Consider the following 20850-nt stretch of genomic DNA (forward strand, 5'->3'; position numbering starts at 1 on the left):
CTCCCGTTAAATACAGAAATCATCTTTTAAATTAGTCTATCTTTTTTTAAATTGTCCTTGACAAAGGGTACATTTTAATATGCATTGTACCTTTTTATAATTTTTTATTTCTAACTATTCTAATGCTTAAATTACCTCTTCGCTTGTTCTAATCCTTCCAATCCTAGGAAAAATATATTTGCAAACATAATCATGTTCCTCTTTTGTCACTGCTGTCATTGCATCTTCTACAAATATTTGATTGTATCCATGCTGGTATACTCCCCTTGCCGTAGTATCTACCCCAATGTTAGTAGAAATACCTCCTAATACTATAGTGTCAATTCCTCTACAAATTTATTTTCCACTGACTTGAAGTTTTCCATTTCCTATCCCCTTTTCATACTTCTCTATTCTATGATTATTATTTATATTAAGCTTATTGTACACTTTAAAATATACTAGCACTGCATTAATTAATAGTAATGCACTCGTTACAAAAAATACGCATTTTATTCCTAAATAACCTGCGATTTGTCCTCCTAGAACTGATCCTGCAAATACGCCTAGATATCCTGCTGCCATACTAAAACCAAATACTCTACCTGTAAGAGATGATGGAGTAATTTTCTTAACCAATATATTAACAGAAGGATTAAGGCCACCAGCTGTGAGTCCTAGTAAAAATCTAAGTCCCATAAGCTCCCAAGTGTTTGTTACAAATGCTTGAGGTATAAATATTATTCCAGCTATTATGAGACATATTAATATAACTTTATGTGCTCCTACTTTATCAGAGAGCCTTCCAAGCCTTGGAGCTGCAATTATATTAGCAAAACCTGATGCAGAAAAAGTTATTCCAGCTATTAATGCAATATGACTCGCTTCCTTAGATAGTTGAGTAACATAAACTGTTACTATTGGCTCTACCGAATACATTGCTACAGATAATATAAAAAAAGTTATAAACAAAGTAATGGTTAAGCCTTTTTCCGGAACTGTATTCCAAACTTCTTTGAAACTTAAAACTTTATTATCTTCACGACTAAAAGATTCCTTTACAAATAATACTGTAGTAATAAATGCAATGAACATAAGCCCGCCTGTTATAAAAAATACATTTTGCAAACCAAAAATTTCTCCTACAAATCCTCCAATTGTAGGTCCAAGTAACGAACCTGCAATATTAGCTGTTGAAATAGTTCCTAAAGCATATCCCGCATGTTCTTTATCTGTTTGAGTTGCAATTAAGGTAGTACAGGCTGTGCTATATCCTGTGATAGCTCCTTGTAACAGCCTAAGTGCTATTAATACATATACATTAGGCGCAAATCCCATACAGCTTATAACTATAGCCATACCAAGACTTGCTCTAAGTAGCATTGGTTTTCGTCCAAATTTGTCAGCAGCATGTCCCCAAATGGGTGAGAAAATAGCTGAAATAATAAACGTACTACCGAAAGCAATTCCAGAAAGCTTCTCTACCGAAGCTGCATCTTGAATTCCTAAATGCTGTATATACAGTGGCAATACTGGCGCTATCTGACTCATGCCTATTCCTGTCACAAACATTCCGAACCAACAAACTTTTAAATTTCTTTTCCACATTTCCATAATAAATTTATTCCTTCTTATAATTAGTTTTGTTATCTCAATACAATAACTTATATATATTGTATTCTAAATATAAGCATAGACTATAAATTATAATTTGTAAACTATATATTATAGTTTACAAATTATTTCCAATTTGATAAAAATAATCTCTCATGTTAAACTATCTTTATTAATCAGAATTGTAAGAGGTGATAAAATGGTTCAGAAACGAAATTTAACTAAGGAAAAAATTATTGAATCTTCTTTTTTATTAGCTGATGAAATTGGACTTAATCAGATTACTTTCCAAAAGATTGCAGAAAAACTGGATATAAAATATCCATCTTTATATAATCATTTTGCCAACATTGAAGATCTTAAAATAAAAATGACCATATACTTTTTAAATAATTTAAATTCAACTTTAATGGAACGATTAATTGGTAAAAGTGGAGAAATTGCTATCAGAGAATTTGCCTATGTGTATCGAGATTTTGCATTTGAAAACAAGAGTGGCTATAAGCTCTACGTGAATATTCCGAGTACTGAAAGTGATGAAGTTAAGCGTCTGGCTAGTGAAACTAATTCAATAATACGTAAAATTTTAGATTTTTATAGTGGTGATAAAATATTTATAATTCATAAAAGTAGGTCTTTAAGAAGTCTATTACATGGATTTGTTTCCTTGAGCTCTCACGGATATTTTCAAAATCCAGTCAACTTAGAAGATAGCTTTAAATTAATGATAGATGACTTTATTTTATCGATATCAGAAAAATAACTAAGAAAATTTTTATCTTAATTCAAAATGTTAACTACATATCTATGTTCCAAATAGTGACTTCTATGTTCAATTATTATTTTACAAAATAAAGCAGCATATCATAATGTAAATTTTGCTGTGCTGCTAATTTTTATATTATAACGTGCTATATTTTGCCTGTTTATAAAATATACTGTAAAAAAACTGGAACATTAACGTATATTTACAATATATTATAATGTAATAGTTTTTTAGGTGATAATATGCAGGAGAATTATAATGCTACCATACATTTTCCAACTGGTAACGATCAATTAGATTTAGAATTGCTTAACATAGAACTACAAACATCCTATGTTGATTTAATAGCGACTTTACTTGGTATCATTTCAGCAGTAAAAGCTAAGCAAATAATAATTCAGAGAATGATTCAGCAACAGCAATCCCCAAGTCAACAAGAACAACAAAATCAACAGGGTCAGCAACAAGACCAACAGCAAAATCAGCAAAATGGTCAGAATCAACAGAAGTCTGATGTACAACACCCAACTCCAAGTGAAATAGCTGCATTTGCAAGCTGTCTTGGTGTATATGTGATTCTTTCTTATACTAGAGTTTCATTTATAAGGCTTAATGAACTATATAGTAACATTCAATCAGGTAAAAGTAACTTTTCTATTACGCCTAACATAAATATAACTACTGGTTTTGTATACTCTTGTATTGGCACTTTGCTAAGAACAGTTGGGGCTATTCAAAGAGTAGAAGAAGAAGCCCAAATAACCATTCTATAATTAAAGTCATAAAATAATCTAGTAATTATTTTATGACTTTAATTATTCTTCTAACCAATATTCAAAAATATATTACCAGAATTTCAAATAAACCTGGCAATATACCTATTATTCTACTTTAACTCCTTACTCTATACATTAAACTTTCCAACTATTTGTTCTAATTTATCCGCAATATTCTTAAGCTCTATTACAGAATATGATATCTTTTCCATGGAATTAGATTGCTCTGAAACAGTAGCTGAAACTTCTTCAATTGAAGCTGCGGACTGCTCTGCTACAGCTGAAATTTCTTGAATGCTGCTTATTGCTGAATCTTTATTTTCATCTATAGACTTTATATTAGAAGTTAACTCTTCTATATTTTCTATAGTATCATCAAATGTACTATTTATAAGTTGGAATGTATTAATAGCTTCTTTGGTAGTTTTGCTTACTTCTGTCATTATAGTTTTTTCTTCATCCATACTTTTCTTAGCTGCATTTATCTCTCTTATAATTTCATTCACAATGCCTTCTATTTCCTTAGTAGAATTTGAAGTCTGTTCTGAAAGTTTTCGTATCTCATCTGCTACAACCGCAAATCCCTTACCTGCTTCCCCTGCTTTTGCTGCCTCAATTGCTGCATTTAATGCAAGAAGATTAGTTTGTTCTGAAATTGCTTGAATTGTATTTATTATTTTGCCTGCAGATCCCGATTTATTAGATAATAAGTCTATATTTCTAATTACTTTTTCCAAAGCTTCATTATTAGCATTGATATTACTCATAAGATCCCTTGAAGCACTAATTCCTTCTTCACTAATATGCTGCGATTTTTTTGAGAACTTTGTTACTAAATCCGCATTATTTGATGAAATGTCTATTTTCTCTCCAAGATGCAATAATTTTTCAGAAGTAAGTTCTGTATTCCTTGCTTGATCTAATGCGCCAACAGAAAGCTGATCTACCGTTTCAGAAATCCCCTGAATTCCCTGAAGCGTTTCATCAGTTGAAGCTGCAATTCCTTCTGAATGATCAAGTAACTCTTTTGATTTTTGCTTAAGAACTTCTATAGTTTCCCTTAACTCTTTTCTTAGTGATGTTACAGCTCTAGCAATAATTCCAATTTCATCTTTATTCTGAAGTAATTTTTCAAATTCATCTTCTTTCTTCATTTCTAAATCTAAGCTAGTAGTTTTATTTATCAAATTAGTCACCAATGAAATCGGTCTGGATATTTTACTTCCAAAATATAAAGCAACCATAGAAAAAATGATCATTAAAAATACAAACATGACAATAAAACTGATAATTAAACCTGTTAGCGGTTTTAAAAATTCAGCATTTGGAACTGCAATACCCATTGTCCATTTTGAAGAAGTAATAGGAGCTGTTGCAAAATATTTATTTATCCCATCATAATCTTTTAGCTTTACCACATTAGCTTTAGAACTATCTTTTCCAACCATGCTACTTAAACTTCCACTCAATACATCTCTAATATTCTTTAGCTTATCTGCACTTGGCTGAAACTCTTTATTTGGATGAATCACAAATTCATCTTTTTCATCTAATAAGAATCCATAACTGTTATTTATAGGTTGTGCCTTCTGAACTTCATTTGAAATATTTTCTATATTTATATCAGTACCTAAAACACCTATGACTGCTCCATCTTTTTTAACTGCTTTTGCAACTGTAACTACTAATTTCTTAGTTTCTGAATCTACATATGGATCAGAATAAATTACAGAGTCACTTTTTAATGCATCTTTATACCAATCTCTCTCTGTACAATTAAAGTCATTATCTGGTAGCCATCCACCTTCATCAACAAAACTTTTATCTTGAAAACCAAAATATATATCCATAATATCGGTATTTGACTCTGCTTTAACTTTCATATATTTCAAAAGGTTTGTACTATCATAATTATTGTTAAATTCGATGTTTTCAGCTGTTTCATTAACAAAGTTTCCTTGATTAGCCATCCATTTGTCTATAGTTTCTGCATATTTTTCAGATAGTACCCTTAGTTTATCCTTTGATTCAACCACAGTGGTTTTATAAAACAGATAATAACTTATCGTCGAAGAACATAATAAACTAAAAAAACAAACTGCTACGACCAAGAGAATAACTTTTGTCTTAATGTTTTTCATTTTAATTCACTTCCTGTTTGATTTTAAAATTTGTATAACAATGTTAAACATAAATATTCCTTATAATCAATACATTATATGTATTGATTGCTTTATCTTTAGTAACATGCAAAAATATCATTAACTTAAGTTACGCTTCTTATATAATTAATATATTTCATATAATTCGCCTTCTTTCTAAAAAACTGTTTTAATTTTAATATATATTCTAGAGTATACTCAAAGTCAATGTATAACTTTTACATATTTGGATTTTACAATAACTTCTCTTTTATAAAATAATCCTTTGTTTATTGTTTTATAAAATCACAAAACCAAGAGCAAAAATCTCCATGTTAACAGAGATCTATACTCTTGGTTCTTATTAGGTTTATAATTAGAAATATTAATTTTACTTAGGTTTAATAGTTGTTTGAATAATAAATAATTTCCTATTATTTAGCTAACTATTTTTATTAATTAAATAAAATAGGTAATTCTATAACAACTTTAGCCCCTCCAAGTTTTTCTGATTTTCCAAGTGAAATATTGCCGTTGTGTTTTTCCATAAATTTTTTTGCAATATATAAACCCATACCATAATGATTTTTAGAATTTCTACTCTTGTCACCTTTGAAAAACTGCTCTGTAGCTAACTGTAATTCCTCTTCTGTAAATCCTCTTCCTGAATCTTCAATGGTGAATCTTATATTATCATTATCTGAATCAACCCCAAATGCTATTTTTCCATTTTCAGAGCAATATTCAACCGCGTTCGAAATAACATTGCTTAAAGTTCGTTTTAAGGCTGATTCATCTGCTATAATAAATCCTGGAATATGTTTAATTTCACCTTTAAGCTCTATTTTTTTATTTATACCCATGGAAGCCCCTTGTTCAATTATATCCTTTATAAATCCTTCTAAATTTATCTTCTTTTTTTCTAATGTTGATTCTTTCTCAGCTTTCATAATTTCTATTAATGATTTAATATAATCTTCTATATTTTTAACCTCGTTTATTATACTATCGTTAAATTCAGCTTGATCTGCTTTTAAATCTAATTCACTTAAAAGCTCAGAGTTTCCCTTAATAATTGTTAATGGTGTCTTTATATCATGAGCCAATGCTGCCATTTGCTCTTTGCGTGCTTCTTCCATCTTCCATTGTTTACTTAGAGAATCATTTAACTCTGTCTTCATTTTATCAAGGGCAGAAATGACTTCATTGATTTCTAATATATTCGAATATTTCACCTCAAATTCTAAGTTTTCCATCTGTATATTTTCTGTAGTCTCTTTTAAAATCTGTAGTTCTTTAGATATTCTTCTTCTAAAACACCTAGATAGAATTATAATTTCAATACTAACCAAAACAACATATATAAAAACAAAACTAAGCTCAGCATTTTGAACATACCTTTTCAAAACAGGGCTAACAAAACTTGCCCCTATGGTGTATTCAACTACACATATTCCATTCTCTCTTGAAATAACTTTGTAATAATATTTCCCTTCACTTCTCTTATCACTTTGCACAAGATTCCAAATATCTATAGCTTTAGTTTCTGATATATTACTATAAAATACATTTCCAATAGAATCATAAACTGCATAATTGCATTCCTCAGGTATAAAGTCTTTTACTTTAATATCCTCTGCTTTTGCTATTTCTTCTCTCTGTTTTTCAATTTTTTGCTCATAGTAGTTTGCTGGTAAAATAAACCCACTATTCAAACCAATTTGAAATAGAATAAAATCAAATATAGCTAAAAGAATTGTAACTATACAAAAGAACATTATATATATTGCGAAAATCTTAGAAATGCTTTTTTGCTTCTTCACTCTTTCCATTTATATCCTATCCCCCAAACAGTTTCTATAGGGTTTATTCCTACCTTCTTAAACTTATTTCTTATATTTTTAATATGTTCCACAATCGCTGTAGTATCGCTACTTCCATCAAAACCAAATACACTTTCATATATTCTCTCCTTGGAAAATACCTGCCCATGATTTAGAGCAAGATATTCGCATATATTATATTCACTTTTTGTAAAAGGTACTAATTCTTCATTATAATAAGCCTCTTTTGAAGTTATATTAAATTTTATATCAGAAATAGAAAAAGCATTTTGTTTTTCCCTATGTTCACGTCTTAAATGTGCAGCTACCCTTGCCCGAAGCTCACCTATACCAAAAGGCTTTGATATATAATCATCTCCACCAATACTTAATCCCATTACAATATCTTGTTCCATAGTTTTTGCTGTCAAAAATATAATTGGGCAATCAACCAGACTACGTATCTCTTTGCACAGAGAAAATCCATCTATCTCTGGCATCATTACGTCAAGTAAAATTAAATCATATTTTACACACTGATCCTTTGATATATCAGTAGGATTAGAAACTATAGTTACATTATGTCCTTCTCTTTCTAACGCACCTTTTATAACCTTTAATATGCCTTGCTCATCATCTATCGCTAGAATATATGCCATTTCCATCCCTCCTACATCTATTATACCAATATTATCAGTTAATCTTTATTATTCTATAAATTATTATAACTTCTCTCCTCTACCTTCAAAAAAGTTAAACCAAATTCCAAGATAAAGCCCAAAAACAATTGTAAGTAAAACACAATTTCTAACCCCAATGGCACTATTACTAAATACGGTATTAATATCAGCCATTTTATTAAAATTATCTATAGAATTAGAAGCTTCTATAAAGAAATTATCACAAAACTTAACCGACCATCCACAAGGTATCCATTGCCATATTCCATCTCCAAGCCCTGTACTGAGCAAAGCTGATAATAAGCTTTCAACTATTCCCATCCCTATTGATGCTCCACTTCCAAACTTAATGCTCAACCATAAGTGAAATAAATAGAAGAAGATTTGAGCTCCAAATATAATAAAAATTATATTTAAGTAAAAATTTAGTGGTAGTGTATTTTGCCTTAAAACAAATTGAAATCCGGCGGAAAAAATGCCAACCGCTACACTAAGTGAAAATAAACCTGTAATAAGTAGAATTAATATTTTACTCAAAAGACACATTCCTTTTCCATATTCTATAGATAGCATTTCTTTAAATTTTCCAGCCATAACCTCCTGTTCTATAACCATAGAGCATACAATCCCTATTACCACTGGAAATGTTATTGATAATACTTCTAAATACCCACTTATTTTATTTACAGAATTCCAATTTGAAAATGAATAATATTTCAAAAAGATTATTGCTCCTATAATCGGTAAACAAATATGAATCCAATAAAAAGGTGTGTGCTTCATTTTTATAAAGTCTGCCTTCAATAAACGAAGAATTTTCATTATATTACTTCGCCTCCTGTCTCTCATACCATTTAGCTGTTAAATAAGTTATCAATATAAATAAAACTATAGAAATTCCGATACCAAGAGGTATACCCCAACTCTTAAGTAGCTCTGGTGTAAAAGTTTGACTTTCTGGTTTAGCTATCAAACCATTTGGTAATAATTTCAGAATCGGACACATTAGTCTAGATGTATACGAAAAGGGATTTATCCACCAAAACTCCTTTACTGCCATAACTATTGAAAATATATTAACTGCTAGGCTTAATACTATAGTTGGAAACAGTCCTATTTTATTTCCCAGAAAAAAGTATAATGGAACCTGCCACATTGAGGTTATAATGATCACTAAAGTTCCGGCTAAACCACTCAACATCGAAATATGTGATATACTATCCATTTTAATAAAGTACACACTTAACTCTCCAGCTATAAAAATAACTATACAAGAAATGGCTATATTCTTTACTCCAACCAATATTTTAGCGATCCATATTTTATCTAAATCTACTGGAAGTGTTATAACTGCTTTATTTTTCATAGAGCCATCAATCCTTGATAAAAGGCAACTGCCTAGCGAGATAACTCCAGGAAGTATTGATGCATACCACCAATTGTAAATATCAACCTGAAAATAATTTGATGCTAAAAATCCCGAAAGAAGAATTACCATAATTGGTGCTATCCATACTAATTTCTTCACCAACGTATGACTTATCTTCATATTTTCTGAAATGAAATATTTAAGCATTACTATTTCTCCCTCCTATATTGTTTAGCGATATCTATAAATAATTTTTCTAAATCTTCACCTTTTTTTAGTTCTCCTTGATATCCTAAAATACCGCCAGATATAATTCCAATATGATCAGCAATCTGTTCTACTTCACTTAACATATGACTGGATAATATTACTGTAATGCCTTTCTTTGGAAAAGATCGTATTAACTCTCTTAATTCTTGTATTCCAAATGGATCGAGTCCGTTAGTTGGCTCATCTAAAATTAAGAGTTTAGGATTATTAAGTAATGCAATAGCAATACCCAATCTCTGCTTCATTCCCATAGAAAATTGTCCTGCTCTCTTTTTGCCTGTATCTTCAAGCTCTACCACATGAAGAACTTCTTCAATTCTTGAGTCTGGTAATCCAAGTACTGTAGTACGAACCTTTAAATTCTCTTTTGCCGTCAAATTTTCATATAAAGGCGCTGATTCTATTAATGACCCAATTTCGCGTAAATCCTTTCTACTCCATTTATGTTCATCAAATAAGATTTCTCCCGAACTTGGTCTAAGCATTCCCGTAACCATCTTTAATAGTGTTGACTTTCCTGCTCCATTTGGACCAAGCAAACCATATATTGAATTCTTTTTAACTAATACTGAAATATCTTTAACTGCTTCTTGCTTTTTAAAGTTTTTACATAAGTTTTTTGTTTCTAAAATAAATTCGTTCATCTTCACTCCTCCTCTTATAATTAAATAATAAGCCTTAATTATAAGGAATTTATAAGGAACTGAAATTTAAGAAGCTGACTTGTATTAAAAAATAAAAAATCCCTCAGTAACGCTTTCGTACGACATTACTGAAGGTAGAATTTCTTTAGTCCTCAATTTAATACATATAATATTTTATAAATATATATTTCTGAACAATAAATTATTGTTCTTTATGCTATTTTATCATTACTATTATAACTATCCTTAAGTTTTAAGTAGTAGGTGGCTACTGTAACGTTCATATAAGGAACTACCCATAATAGCCCGATACATAGTGGAATCATTCCAAGTATTATCCACCCTAAAAAACTTAAAGTAAGAACGAAGTACTCAAATTTATGCCCTTTCATAATAGCTGAGCTCTCTTTTAAACATTGAATTATTGACTTATTATTATCATCAGCTAAAATAAAAAATGATTGTGAAAACATATATATAAATATAATGCCTGGAACTATCAATAAAAATAATCCTATGGTAACAATTATAGTCAATAAAATATATAGGCCTACAGCTTTATGAATTATTGAAAATCCTGAAAATATATCTGTAAATTTAGGGTTACTATCTTTTTCAGCATAGTTTAGAGAAAATCTGCATATACCAACTCCTATTGCCGCACTAACAAATATTGTTACTAAAAATACGATTAAACTTAAACCAAAACTCTCTCTAACAACTCTTAAAATTAAATTAAAAATAATTGGAATTAGAAATCCAGCAACAAAAATTCCTCCAATAGCCAGTCCCCACCTCCCTTTTAGTTGATCTTTGGCAAATCTCTTCAGTTCTGCTCTAGTATTCATAAAAATTCCTCCTTAAATTGAAATACCTTTGATATTTATGCAGGGAGATTTAACATTATGCTATATTTATATTTTAATTTACAGTAATCGCATGAATTTATAAATATACATTAATCTTTTGTATAATTTATATACTTTTTGTAAAAGTTTTCATTCGAGTGATTCATAATTTCAACATAATTATCTATCTTGCAATTAACTTCTATATTAATATTTCATAATTAAGGATATATCACACAATTTGCATTAGATATCAATTATAAAACTGCAAATAAAAAGGCTGTTATAAAATAAATTTTTAGAACAACATAAATAGTCTTTAATAAAAAAACAGTCCTTATATTATTCTATCTTTTATTCTAAAACAGCCACTTTTATTTTATATTACAGCCTTATAATACAGCTAAAATTTCATCATCTTTCTGAATATAAAGCTTTATCTTACTAATTCTTTTTTCCTTTACTTCTTCTATTTTAAAGATCAAGTTTTCATATTCTATCTCTTGTTCATCTGTATTACTAGGAATACGTTCAAGAATTTCAATAATAAAACCACTCATAGTATCATAATTCTCACTTTTAATATCTGTATCGAAGTAATTATTAAAATCATTAATTGAAAGCATACCTGATATCATAAAAGTGTCATTATCCATTTCTTCTATTGATGGCTCATCCTCATCATATTCATCATCTATATTTCCCATGACTTCTTCTATTAAGTCCTCAATAGAAACTATACCTGAAAATCCCCCATACTCATCTACTAATACAGCCATATGCTTTTTAGTACTTTGAAGTTCCTTAAATAACGTATCAATCTTTCTATTTTCTGGAACAAAATACGGTGGATGCAATATGCTTCTTATATTCACGTTTTCAAATCCATATTTTCTTGCTTCACTAAAGAAATCCTTCATATAAAGAATACCAATTATATTATCAGTATCATCTTCGTAAACAGGAACTCTTGAATATCTTTCATCAATCAATTCATCCAAATATTCCATTAATGGATCTTCTATATTAATCATATATACTTCTGTTCTCGGTGTCATTACTTCACATGCTAATTTATCATCAAACTCAAATATGCTATTTATCATTTCTGTTTCAGTCTTATTTATGACTCCATGTTCTAGTCCAGCTTCCACATAAGATCTGATTTCCTCTTTTGATACTTTTTCACCTAAATCCTCTTTATCAAGGCCAATCAGTTTAACTAATATATTAGTTGATGCTGAAAGCAACCTTACAAATGGAACTGCAATTTTAGCTATAATCACTAATGGTTTTATACAGAACATTGCAATAGCTTCTGATTTTTTAAGCGCTATTCTTTTTGGAAAAAGTTCTCCAAATACCAAGGTAATATAAGATAATACAATTGTTACTAATGCCAACGCAACTTGTCCACTATAAGGAACATTAAGTCCCTTTAAATAAAGAGCTACATCCTTTGATAGTCCTGTTGCTGCTGAAGCACTACTAAAAAATCCTGCAAGAGTTATTCCTACCTGTACAGTAGATAAAAAATTAGTAGGCTCTTCCATAAGTTTCAATAAAAGCTTGGCCTTCTTATTTCCTTCTTCCTCAAGAAGCTTTATTTTATTTTTATTTAATGATACTATAGACATTTCTGCTGATGCGAAAAATGCATTGATCAAAGTCAATATGACTATTAAAATTAATTGTGACGTGATACTCGTCTGTTCCGGGTCTAAATCCATAAAAACATTTCCTCCAACATAAAAATTTTTTAATATAATAATATCACAAGAAATATTTAAAGTAAAACTTCAATTAATTCAAATATTCCTTATTTACATATAATATTAAGTGTTATAGTAATTTGATTCACTAATATTTAAATTTTATAAAATATTATATTAATACTGGGAGTTGCGTATGCATTAATTAACTTATTTCCTTATATAAATCTTTTATTATATTCTCTTTAATTAATACTGAAGTCAAGTCCTGCTACTTTTTAGTATTTATACAATACATTTATATTCTTATTTGTTGGTGAAATAAATTCTACTGACTATTACCTTAAAGATGACAAGTTAAGATAATTGACTTTTTAATTGTTCTTTATCCATTGTATACTTTAATCTTTTAATTTCATTACCATGATCTAACACAATTATTTCAGGCACATTTCTAACATTATATTTTCCTATAAGATTTTTCTTTGTTGCTATATTTACTTCTTTAATCCTATAATAATCAACTAATTCCCTATTTACCTCTTCTATCAGTGTTCTAAATTTTAAGTTTTCGTTGACTAAAGCATCTAAAAATAGTAATAATACTCTTTTTTCACTTTTTAGAATACTTTCATTAAAGTCATTTACTTCTTCAATGTAACGTTCAGCCGCCACAGCCGCAGTTGCTCCATCACCAGCAGCAGAAACAACCTGTCTTAAATATTTAACCCTATTATCTCCTATTGCATAAACTCCTTCAAAGCTAGTCTCCATAAGCTCATTTACAGATATATAGCCTCTTGAATCAACTTCAAGACCGCTATTTTTTAGAAAATTAGTTGATGGTACCATACCTACAAAGAGAAATACACCTTGGCAGTTTATCTCTTCTATATTTCCAGTCTTTAAATTCTTAATTTTTACTCCTTCTACATTTTCATTCCCGAAGACTTCCTCTATGGTTGAATTCCAGATAAACTCCATCTTTTCATTATTAAAGGCTTTTTCGCTACTTACTTTATTACAATCTAGAATCCCTTCATCATGAAGCACTATAACAGTCACTTTACGCGCAAACTTTGTAATATACAGACCTTCTTCAATAGCCTGATCACCACTTCCAACTACTACAACATGTTCTCCTTCAAAAAACTCTGCATCACAAGTTGCGCAGTATGCTACTCCATTGCCTTGGAGTCTCTTTTCCCCAGTGATGTTTAATAATCTAGGTTCACTGCCACAAGCTATAATAATAGCCTTAGCTAAGAATTGCTTTCCTTTTTTAGTGGTAATGAGTTTTTCTCTTAAGGACAAATCAGTATCTACAACTTCATCTCTTAGAAACTCAACTCCAAAGCTCTCTGCATGTTTCTTAAAGTTTTTCATAAGTTCTGGTCCGCTAATTTGTTCATAACCTGGATAATTAACTATTTCCCTTGTTGTATTTACAAGACCTCCAACTACTCCTTTATTAATTACCAGAGTTTTAAGTTTGGCTCTTCCTCCGTAAATTGCCGCTGAAAGTCCTGCTGGTCCACCACCTATGATAATTAAATCGTAGGAATTAGTCACATCGTCCATACTTTTATCACTCCTCAAAAACTTCAGCGATTTTTTCTTCAACTGCATCATCTTCCACATGACCAGCTAATTTTCCTTGGTACTCACCGTCTTTAAAAAACAGAATTTGAGGAACACCTTTTAAAGAAAATCTCTGAAATAAATTCTTTTGTTCTTCAACATCAACATAATAAAAATTATACTTACCATCGTATTTTGACTTTAAATCTTCTAAAATTGGTACTACTCCTTGACATACACTGCAACTTTCCCTAGAAAAAATCACTAGACTGGATTCAGCATTGTCATATATAATTTCATCAAATTCATTAGAATCTAAATTTTGTAAAGACATACTATTCACTCCTCTATAATTATTTTAAAACCGTAATTTTAAGAGACTATAATGCTGGACACCTTATAATCAATTTATTAAATAAATTCATTATAATAATAAGCAAAACTTCTATGCGCTTATTATTTAGTTTTCCTTATAAATTTTCTGCCTATTTTAAAAAGCAGCTATCAGAGTTCTTACTTTCCGATAGCCCTAATTTTCTATTAAAAAAGATAAACTTTTTATTTTTTCTAATATACCTAAATATCCTCTGAGAAAATTTGATAAATTGGAGCTCCTTCACACTGTGCTGGATATCGTAAACCTAATAATACAGAAACTGAAGGTGCAACATCAACTTGTCTTATAATACGTTCAGTTGTAAATCCTGACTTAACACCAGAACCTGCCGCTACAAAGATTGGTGAAACTGATGTATCAAAATATCCTTCTGAAGTTGAAAGGCTATCTCCGTGGAGTCTATTATATTTTTCTTCTATAGAGAAGAATATATCACCACATTCTGGTCCATGAGTACCAATCAAGATAGCATCTTTATTTCTAAGGCATATGCCTACAACTCTTTTACCAGTTTTATCATCTCTGTAATTATACAAGTCAGAGATTATTTGTTCTTCTAAATCATACTTATCTTTTGGATCTACAATGCCATGTTTGTCACGGCCTTTTAGATTAATATAAATATAATTACTACGAATCTGGACAGCTCTTGTTTTCTCCCAATCTACTTCTCTTGTTGAATTGCCATCTTTATCTTTTTTCAAAACTGTATAACCAAGCTCTTCCATAACTTTTGTATTTAACCCACCATACTCACCTAAAATTGGAGGTACATTTTCTCCAACCATAAGCCCATGATCGCTTACAAGTAATACAGTCCAGCCCTCATCTAGTAGATGCAGAAATTCACCAATATAATCATCTGTTTGTATATAGAATTTTTCAATAAATTCCTGATATACTTTTTCATCAGTGTAATCCCATGGCTCAAGCGTCTTAGCAAGATGCCATAATTGATGTCCTGCGCAATCAATATTATGAAGATGAGAGAATACTATATCATATTTTTTCTCCTTAATACAATAATTAAGACAATCCGCCTGCCACTTATCGTAAATTGCCCAGGATGGTTCAAAGATTTCCCTCACTAGTTCATCATCTTCTCCACCGATTAAACTAACAGGCGGAACATGTCCAACATTCTCAGTAATATCTTTGTATAAAGATTTTTGATGCCATAATTGATCATTGGAGATGTCAAGAGCATTACTAATCCAAACTCTAACTTTATTGCCTTGTGGATCGAGTTCTAAAATCTTCATTGAACGGCATGCAGGCTTTGTTACTTCTTTCTTTGTAACATCGTCAATGATACCTGTTACCATCTTATCTTTCTCTAGAATTACGATTGGTTCATCTGCCTTCTTATTTTTATAAATTGCTACTTTATCATATTCACCAGCTTCATTTTTGAGAATTAAGGCTGGACGCCTATTTACACCGCTTGAAGTTATTATAGTGAATTCTTTTGCTCCTTCTGGCGCGTTTTTCCATCCCTTTGCATCTTTAAGTGGAGAATTTACAATATCATAAGCTACTTTACTTCCAATAACAATTTCTGTATCATTATCATCCATAACATAGGTACGAATTTCACCACCTTGACGAGCTGTATCTCCCCACCAAAGTTCCATCATTTCATCATCAACTTCATCGTCTAAAGTTCCTTCTAAATCTGTAATTATGCAACCGGCACCTGCTGGCTTTTCCACTCTTGGTGCATAGCGAACCTCTTCAATTTCAGGTGAAGCAACAATAACTTTTTCCCAATCAAGTTGTGCAACTCCCATATTAACAGACCCTGGCTGAGTTCCATCTACAACACTTAAGTTTTCACTATGAGAAGTTGGCGGCCAAGAACTGCCTGGCCAATGCCAAACTAATGTTTTTAAATCAGCTTCTGAAGTAATATTCCAAATCTGTTCAGCAGTACAGTTACGCGAATCCATATTATAAACAACTGCATCAAGATTTTCAGAAGATTGTCTCCAATAGCAAGTAATTCCATGTGTTCCTGGATAAGCACCTGTAGCAAGTGTTGTCCAACAAGGTGGTGTAATTGTTGGAATCGCACCAATTTGTCTCAAGTCTTCTCTCGCTGAACCACGTTCAATCAGCTTTTTTAAATTTGGCATTTTTCCTTCTTTTAAAAATTTTTGACTCACTCTTGGATCCATGCCATCTACGCCTAAGACTAATAATTTTTGAGTAAGTGCTGCTCTTTTCATAATATTTATCTCCCTTCAACAATTCTGCTGTTAATGTACCTTTATCAAGAGGATAATAAATCAAATATTTCTATTACTCTTAATATTGATACTTATTTTTGTGAATAGATCGTGCGCTTTCTTTCATATAGCGTATAATTTGTTAAACTTCATTTTCTAAGTCATTTCCCTGAATCAATTCAATTAACGAGTCTCTAAGCTCTCCAAATTCTTCTGAAGATCTGATTTTTTTAAAGCTATTGTCATCATATTGTTGAAGTGGATTTTTAAAATCACTCACAATTCTTCCCGGATTAGCATTCATTACAATAATCCTGGTTGATAAAAGAATCGCCTCTTCCACATCATGAGTAATAAAGAAAAAGCATTTGTTAGTCTCTTTCCATATCTTCTTTAGATGTTTTTGCATAGCTTCTCTAGTTAGAGCGTCTAATGCACTAAAAGGTTCATCAAGCAGAACTACTTTTGAATCTGCAGCTAATGTTCTTGCAATTGCTGCACGCTGCTTCATTCCTCCGGACAATTGATGAGGAAGCAGTTTTCTAGCTTTTTCTAAACCAACTAAGTTAACATAATGATTTACGATTTCTGCTCTCTCTTTTTTAGGAATCTTCTTCATCTTAAGTCCAAATTCAATATTCTTTTCAACACTTAACCAAGGAAAGATGTTAGGCTGTTGAAAAACAACTCCTACATCTGGATTTGGCTTAGTGTGCGGTGCTCCATTTATAAGTACTTGCCCTGAGATATCTGTATTATATCCAGCAATAGCATTTAATAATGAAGTTTTCCCACATCCAGACGGTCCAAGAACACAAACAAAATCATCATCAAATAATTTAAGCTCAATGTCATTTAAGACATTCGAATACTCTTTTCCATTTTTATATATTAGATTAACATTTTTCAATTCAACAGAACAATTTGCTTTTCTCTCTTCTTGTCTATTTATTTCAACTAGCGATTCCATATTATATCTCCTCTATTAATTATATAAATCGTTTCTTACCGCCTTCTTGAAAGTTTCAATATCTGGTGAAGTAGTAACTGCTTTTTGAGTTAACAAGAAATCACTTGTATCCTTTAAAATTTGTGGTAGTTTACCTTGCTTGTCTGATGTTCCTATATATTGTGCTTGCTCAGACTTATCTAAAACAGAAATTTGATTCATAGCTTGCTTTGTATCCTCAGCGCTTAATCCAAGTTCTTGAGATAATGTTTTTACCACATCATCTGATTGAGTTTTATATGACTTAGTAGCTTCATCTAATATATCAATATATGCCTTAACTACATCTGGATACTTAGCTGCAAAGTCATTATTTACAATACCAAATTCACCAGTAACAGCTCCGCCTTTAGCAACATCTTCAGATGAAAGTATTACTTTTCCACCATCTGAAACTAGCTTTGATTGAGCTGGCTGCCAAATGTAAGCTCCATCAATTTCCCCTCTGCTCCATGCCGCTATAATGTCTTGTGCACTCATATCTAAAATAGTTACATCATTTTCTGAAATATTATTTTGTTTTAATGCAGCAAGTAAGCTATAGTGTGAAGTTGAACCAAATGGAGTTGCAATTTTTTTGCCTTTTATATCTGCTAAAAACTTAATTCCAGATGTATTTTTTGCAACAAGTGCCTCACTTGAACCGATTATATCATGTAAATAATAAATTTTATAAGGAAGGTCATTAACAATTCCAGTTGTTCCTGGAGGTGTACCAATAGTTGCAATATCTATAGATCCACTAGCCATTGCAGCATTTACATCACGCCCAACATCAAATTGAACATACTTAATTGAAACTCCTGGGAATTTTTTTTCAAGTAACTTTTCACCTTTTGCAAGAAGTTCTCCATTTGGAGACTGAAAATATCCCAAACGTATTTCTTTTGGAAGCGCTGAAGCTGAAGCTTGAGTATTCCCTGTTGTACTAGCTGTTTTTGCTCCTGAGCAGCCTGTTATTAAAATACCAACGGATAAAATAGCTGACAGAAGTACTGTATATTTTTTAATTTTCATAAATAACACTCCTTTAAATATCTCTATGTACCTGCTTGTACATTGATTGATTTTATTAATAATCTACTATTACTCAATATAAAGAACTTTCTATTTTTTTATTTTTCTAGCCATGGTGAAGCTTTTCTAATCAAAAATCTCACGAAAGAATCTAATATAATTGCTATAATTCCCATAATTATAACTCCAACATAGACAATATCATTTCTAAGATATTTACTTGCATCTAATACCATCCAGCCTATTCCTGATACAGCTGCAACCATTTCTGCTGCAACTAAAGTTGCATAAGCAACACCAATGGCTGTTCTAAGACTAGTTAATATATCTGGTAAACATGACCTGAAAATAACACTAATAAAAAGATTTATTCCTCTTGCCCCTAATGATTTAGCTCCATTAATTCTATCTAGTGGTACGTTTTGAACGCTAAATATAACCCCAATTAATAAAGGTGCAAATGCATTTAAAAATAATAAAATAATTTTAGATTCATCTCCAATTCCAAACCACAGCACAATTAATGTATAATACGCTAGTGGTGGAAGCGGACGATAGAATTCAATAAACGGATCTATAATCGCCCTTACAATCCTTGAGCTGCCTGCAATAAGTCCTAAAGGAACACCAATTATTATCGCAAAAAAAATAGCAATGAAAAGTCTCTCCATACTTATTGCAATATGAGATAACAAGCTTTCTCCTTTATAACCTTGCTGAACTAATTCAATAAATGCCTGCCATACTTTTTGAGGAGATGGAAGAAATACTTGATTAATCAAGCCTTTGCTCGTGGCAATTTCCCATACAATAAAGAACATGATTACAGAAGTAAAAGAAATGCCAATATAAAAAATTTCACCTCTTTTTCTTTTCACTATTTTCGTAGCTATGTCTTGATTATTCATATAGGTTAATTTCCCTCCCCCATTTCTTTTTACATCTATTTTTCATACATATCCCCCTTCTTTACTTTTCCTATAGAATTACTATGATTTAATTTTAAATATATCTTACTAAACCATCCAAGTATTGTCAATAAAAAAATACCACAAATCATATCAGAAAAGTACGATTTATTTTTCCAAAAAATATATAGTAACTTGAAATATGTTTATATATTAATATAAACCCTGATAATATCACACGGCTCAAGAAGTTCAATTATTGAACAATGTAATACTATCATTGTTCAATGTTCAACACAATAAGTTCATGTATTTTTTTCACATTTATAGTAAAATTATTTTGATATATATTTACACTAACTAAATAAGTAATCCCTTAACGGTACTTATGAAAATTATTTTCACTATTGAATTCCAAATTATGTTTTATCGTAAAAGCAAAAAACACTTAAAGCTCCTATTTTGCTCTAAGCATTTTTTATATTCTAAACATTTTATAACTTACTTTTTTCACAGTAGTAATATATAAAAATTATATAAAATAGAGACAGCACTGTACTACTACCTTGCTCTCTCTATTTCTTAATTTTTATTATAAAAAATCTGTTACTCTAATTACATCTAATGCTATTTATACACCTTACAGCAGCTTCTTTTGCATCTTGGCATCCTTCTTGTGCACCTTCTTGGTATCCTTGACAATACCCTTCTTCACGTCCTGCTTCTACTCCTGCACAATATCCATCTTTGTATCCTTGATTATAAGCATCTTCTAATGCACCAGCTGAAGGGTAATTTCTCCTACAATGACATTGCACATTTTCCCCAAGAGTTCCATTACAATTGCATCGTACATTTTCTCCAAGAGTTCCGTTACAATTATTATTATTACTTACAGCTCCAAGAGTATTAGAATTTCTATATCTTCTTCTATGACATCTGTATCCCATTTCTTTTCCTCCGTAAATTATCAAATTTATAATCTTTTGATTAAACTTCTAATTATATACTATGCTAATTTACTATATTTGTTATTGCTTTTACGATATACTCTCTAATAATTGCTCATAAAATAGAAATTCCGCATT

General features: G+C 30.6%; 18 protein-coding genes and 1 pseudogene. 2 read left to right on the forward strand and 17 right to left on the reverse strand.

Going from position 1 to position 20850, the window contains the following annotated elements; all coding sequences use genetic code 11:
* Window positions 1-126 precede the first annotated feature (126 nt).
* Both ACJDTP_RS13315 and ACJDTP_RS13320 read right to left on the reverse strand, forming a co-directional pair.
* Window positions 127-330: pseudogene (locus ACJDTP_RS13315) on the reverse strand (isochorismatase family protein); the annotation flags it as partial.
* A gap of 6 nt (window positions 331-336) precedes the next feature.
* On the reverse strand, window positions 337-1593 hold the full coding sequence (locus ACJDTP_RS13320; protein WP_406761476.1) for a multidrug efflux MFS transporter: 1257 nt from the start codon (window positions 1591-1593) through the stop codon (window positions 337-339).
* Window positions 1594-1792: 199 nt separating this feature from the next.
* Here ACJDTP_RS13320 and ACJDTP_RS13325 point away from each other — a divergent pair, with 199 nt between their 5' ends.
* Window positions 1793-2356 (forward strand): TetR/AcrR family transcriptional regulator, encoded by a 564-nt coding sequence (locus ACJDTP_RS13325; protein WP_173710069.1) that lies wholly within the window; start codon window positions 1793-1795, stop codon window positions 2354-2356.
* 245 nt (window positions 2357-2601) lie between these two features.
* Complete coding sequence (locus tag ACJDTP_RS13330; protein WP_077842564.1) at window positions 2602-3132, forward strand: hypothetical protein; 531 nt, start codon at window positions 2602-2604, stop codon at window positions 3130-3132.
* Window positions 3133-3263: 131 nt separating this feature from the next.
* Here ACJDTP_RS13330 and ACJDTP_RS13335 read toward each other — a convergent pair whose 3' ends face one another.
* The 15 genes from ACJDTP_RS13335 to ACJDTP_RS13405 form a co-directional block, all read right to left on the reverse strand.
* Window positions 3264-5276, reverse strand: coding sequence for a methyl-accepting chemotaxis protein (locus tag ACJDTP_RS13335; protein ID WP_406761477.1), 2013 nt, complete (start codon window positions 5274-5276; stop codon window positions 3264-3266).
* Window positions 5277-5731: 455 nt separating this feature from the next.
* Window positions 5732-7108: a sensor histidine kinase gene (locus ACJDTP_RS13340; protein WP_406761478.1), complete on the reverse strand. Its 1377-nt coding sequence runs from the start codon at window positions 7106-7108 to the stop codon at window positions 5732-5734.
* A complete protein-coding gene (locus ACJDTP_RS13345) occupies window positions 7096-7758 on the reverse strand; it encodes a response regulator transcription factor (RefSeq protein ID WP_406761479.1) in 663 nt (220 codons plus the stop codon). Before ACJDTP_RS13345 ends, ACJDTP_RS13340 begins: the two co-directional genes overlap by 13 nt.
* Before the next feature lie 63 nt (window positions 7759-7821).
* Window positions 7822-8601, reverse strand: a complete 780-nt coding sequence (locus ACJDTP_RS13350) for a lantibiotic immunity ABC transporter MutG family permease subunit (protein WP_406761480.1) — start codon at window positions 8599-8601, stop codon at window positions 7822-7824.
* 4 nt (window positions 8602-8605) lie between these two features.
* Window positions 8606-9355, reverse strand: coding sequence for a lantibiotic immunity ABC transporter MutE/EpiE family permease subunit (locus tag ACJDTP_RS13355; protein WP_406761481.1), 750 nt, complete (start codon window positions 9353-9355; stop codon window positions 8606-8608).
* A 2-nt stretch (window positions 9356-9357) separates the two neighbouring features.
* Window positions 9358-10062 (reverse strand): lantibiotic protection ABC transporter ATP-binding protein, encoded by a 705-nt coding sequence (locus ACJDTP_RS13360; RefSeq protein WP_406761482.1) that lies wholly within the window; start codon window positions 10060-10062, stop codon window positions 9358-9360.
* Between the two features lie 212 nt (window positions 10063-10274).
* Window positions 10275-10910 (reverse strand): DUF975 family protein, encoded by a 636-nt coding sequence (locus ACJDTP_RS13365; RefSeq protein ID WP_406761483.1) that lies wholly within the window; start codon window positions 10908-10910, stop codon window positions 10275-10277.
* Window positions 10911-11302: 392 nt separating this feature from the next.
* Window positions 11303-12640, reverse strand: coding sequence for a hemolysin family protein (locus ACJDTP_RS13370; protein ID WP_406761484.1), 1338 nt, complete (start codon window positions 12638-12640; stop codon window positions 11303-11305).
* Window positions 12641-12979: 339 nt separating this feature from the next.
* Window positions 12980-14203 (reverse strand): thioredoxin-disulfide reductase, encoded by a 1224-nt coding sequence (gene trxB, locus ACJDTP_RS13375; RefSeq protein ID WP_173710065.1) that lies wholly within the window; start codon window positions 14201-14203, stop codon window positions 12980-12982.
* A 7-nt stretch (window positions 14204-14210) separates the two neighbouring features.
* Window positions 14211-14537 (reverse strand): thioredoxin family protein, encoded by a 327-nt coding sequence (locus tag ACJDTP_RS13380; RefSeq protein ID WP_406761485.1) that lies wholly within the window; start codon window positions 14535-14537, stop codon window positions 14211-14213.
* A 242-nt stretch (window positions 14538-14779) separates the two neighbouring features.
* Window positions 14780-16828 (reverse strand): alkaline phosphatase family protein, encoded by a 2049-nt coding sequence (locus ACJDTP_RS13385; protein WP_406761486.1) that lies wholly within the window; start codon window positions 16826-16828, stop codon window positions 14780-14782.
* Between the two features lie 142 nt (window positions 16829-16970).
* Window positions 16971-17798, reverse strand: a complete 828-nt coding sequence (locus ACJDTP_RS13390; RefSeq protein ID WP_103699292.1) for an ABC transporter ATP-binding protein — start codon at window positions 17796-17798, stop codon at window positions 16971-16973.
* 15 nt (window positions 17799-17813) lie between these two features.
* The gene (locus tag ACJDTP_RS13395; RefSeq protein WP_406761487.1) at window positions 17814-18854 is read right to left on the reverse strand and encodes a taurine ABC transporter substrate-binding protein; all 1041 of its coding nucleotides are present in this window, start codon (window positions 18852-18854) and stop codon (window positions 17814-17816) included.
* 98 nt (window positions 18855-18952) lie between these two features.
* On the reverse strand, window positions 18953-19762 hold the full coding sequence (locus ACJDTP_RS13400; protein ID WP_173710063.1) for an ABC transporter permease: 810 nt from the start codon (window positions 19760-19762) through the stop codon (window positions 18953-18955).
* Window positions 19763-20373: 611 nt separating this feature from the next.
* Entirely contained in the window at window positions 20374-20712 is a 339-nt protein-coding gene (locus ACJDTP_RS13405; protein WP_026888713.1) for a hypothetical protein, read from the reverse strand.
* Window positions 20713-20850: the final 138 nt, after the last annotated feature.

It is taken from the genome of Candidatus Clostridium helianthi (assembly GCF_045310795.1).
In the GTDB taxonomy this organism is placed as follows: Bacteria; Bacillota; Clostridia; order Clostridiales; family Clostridiaceae; genus Clostridium; species Clostridium helianthi.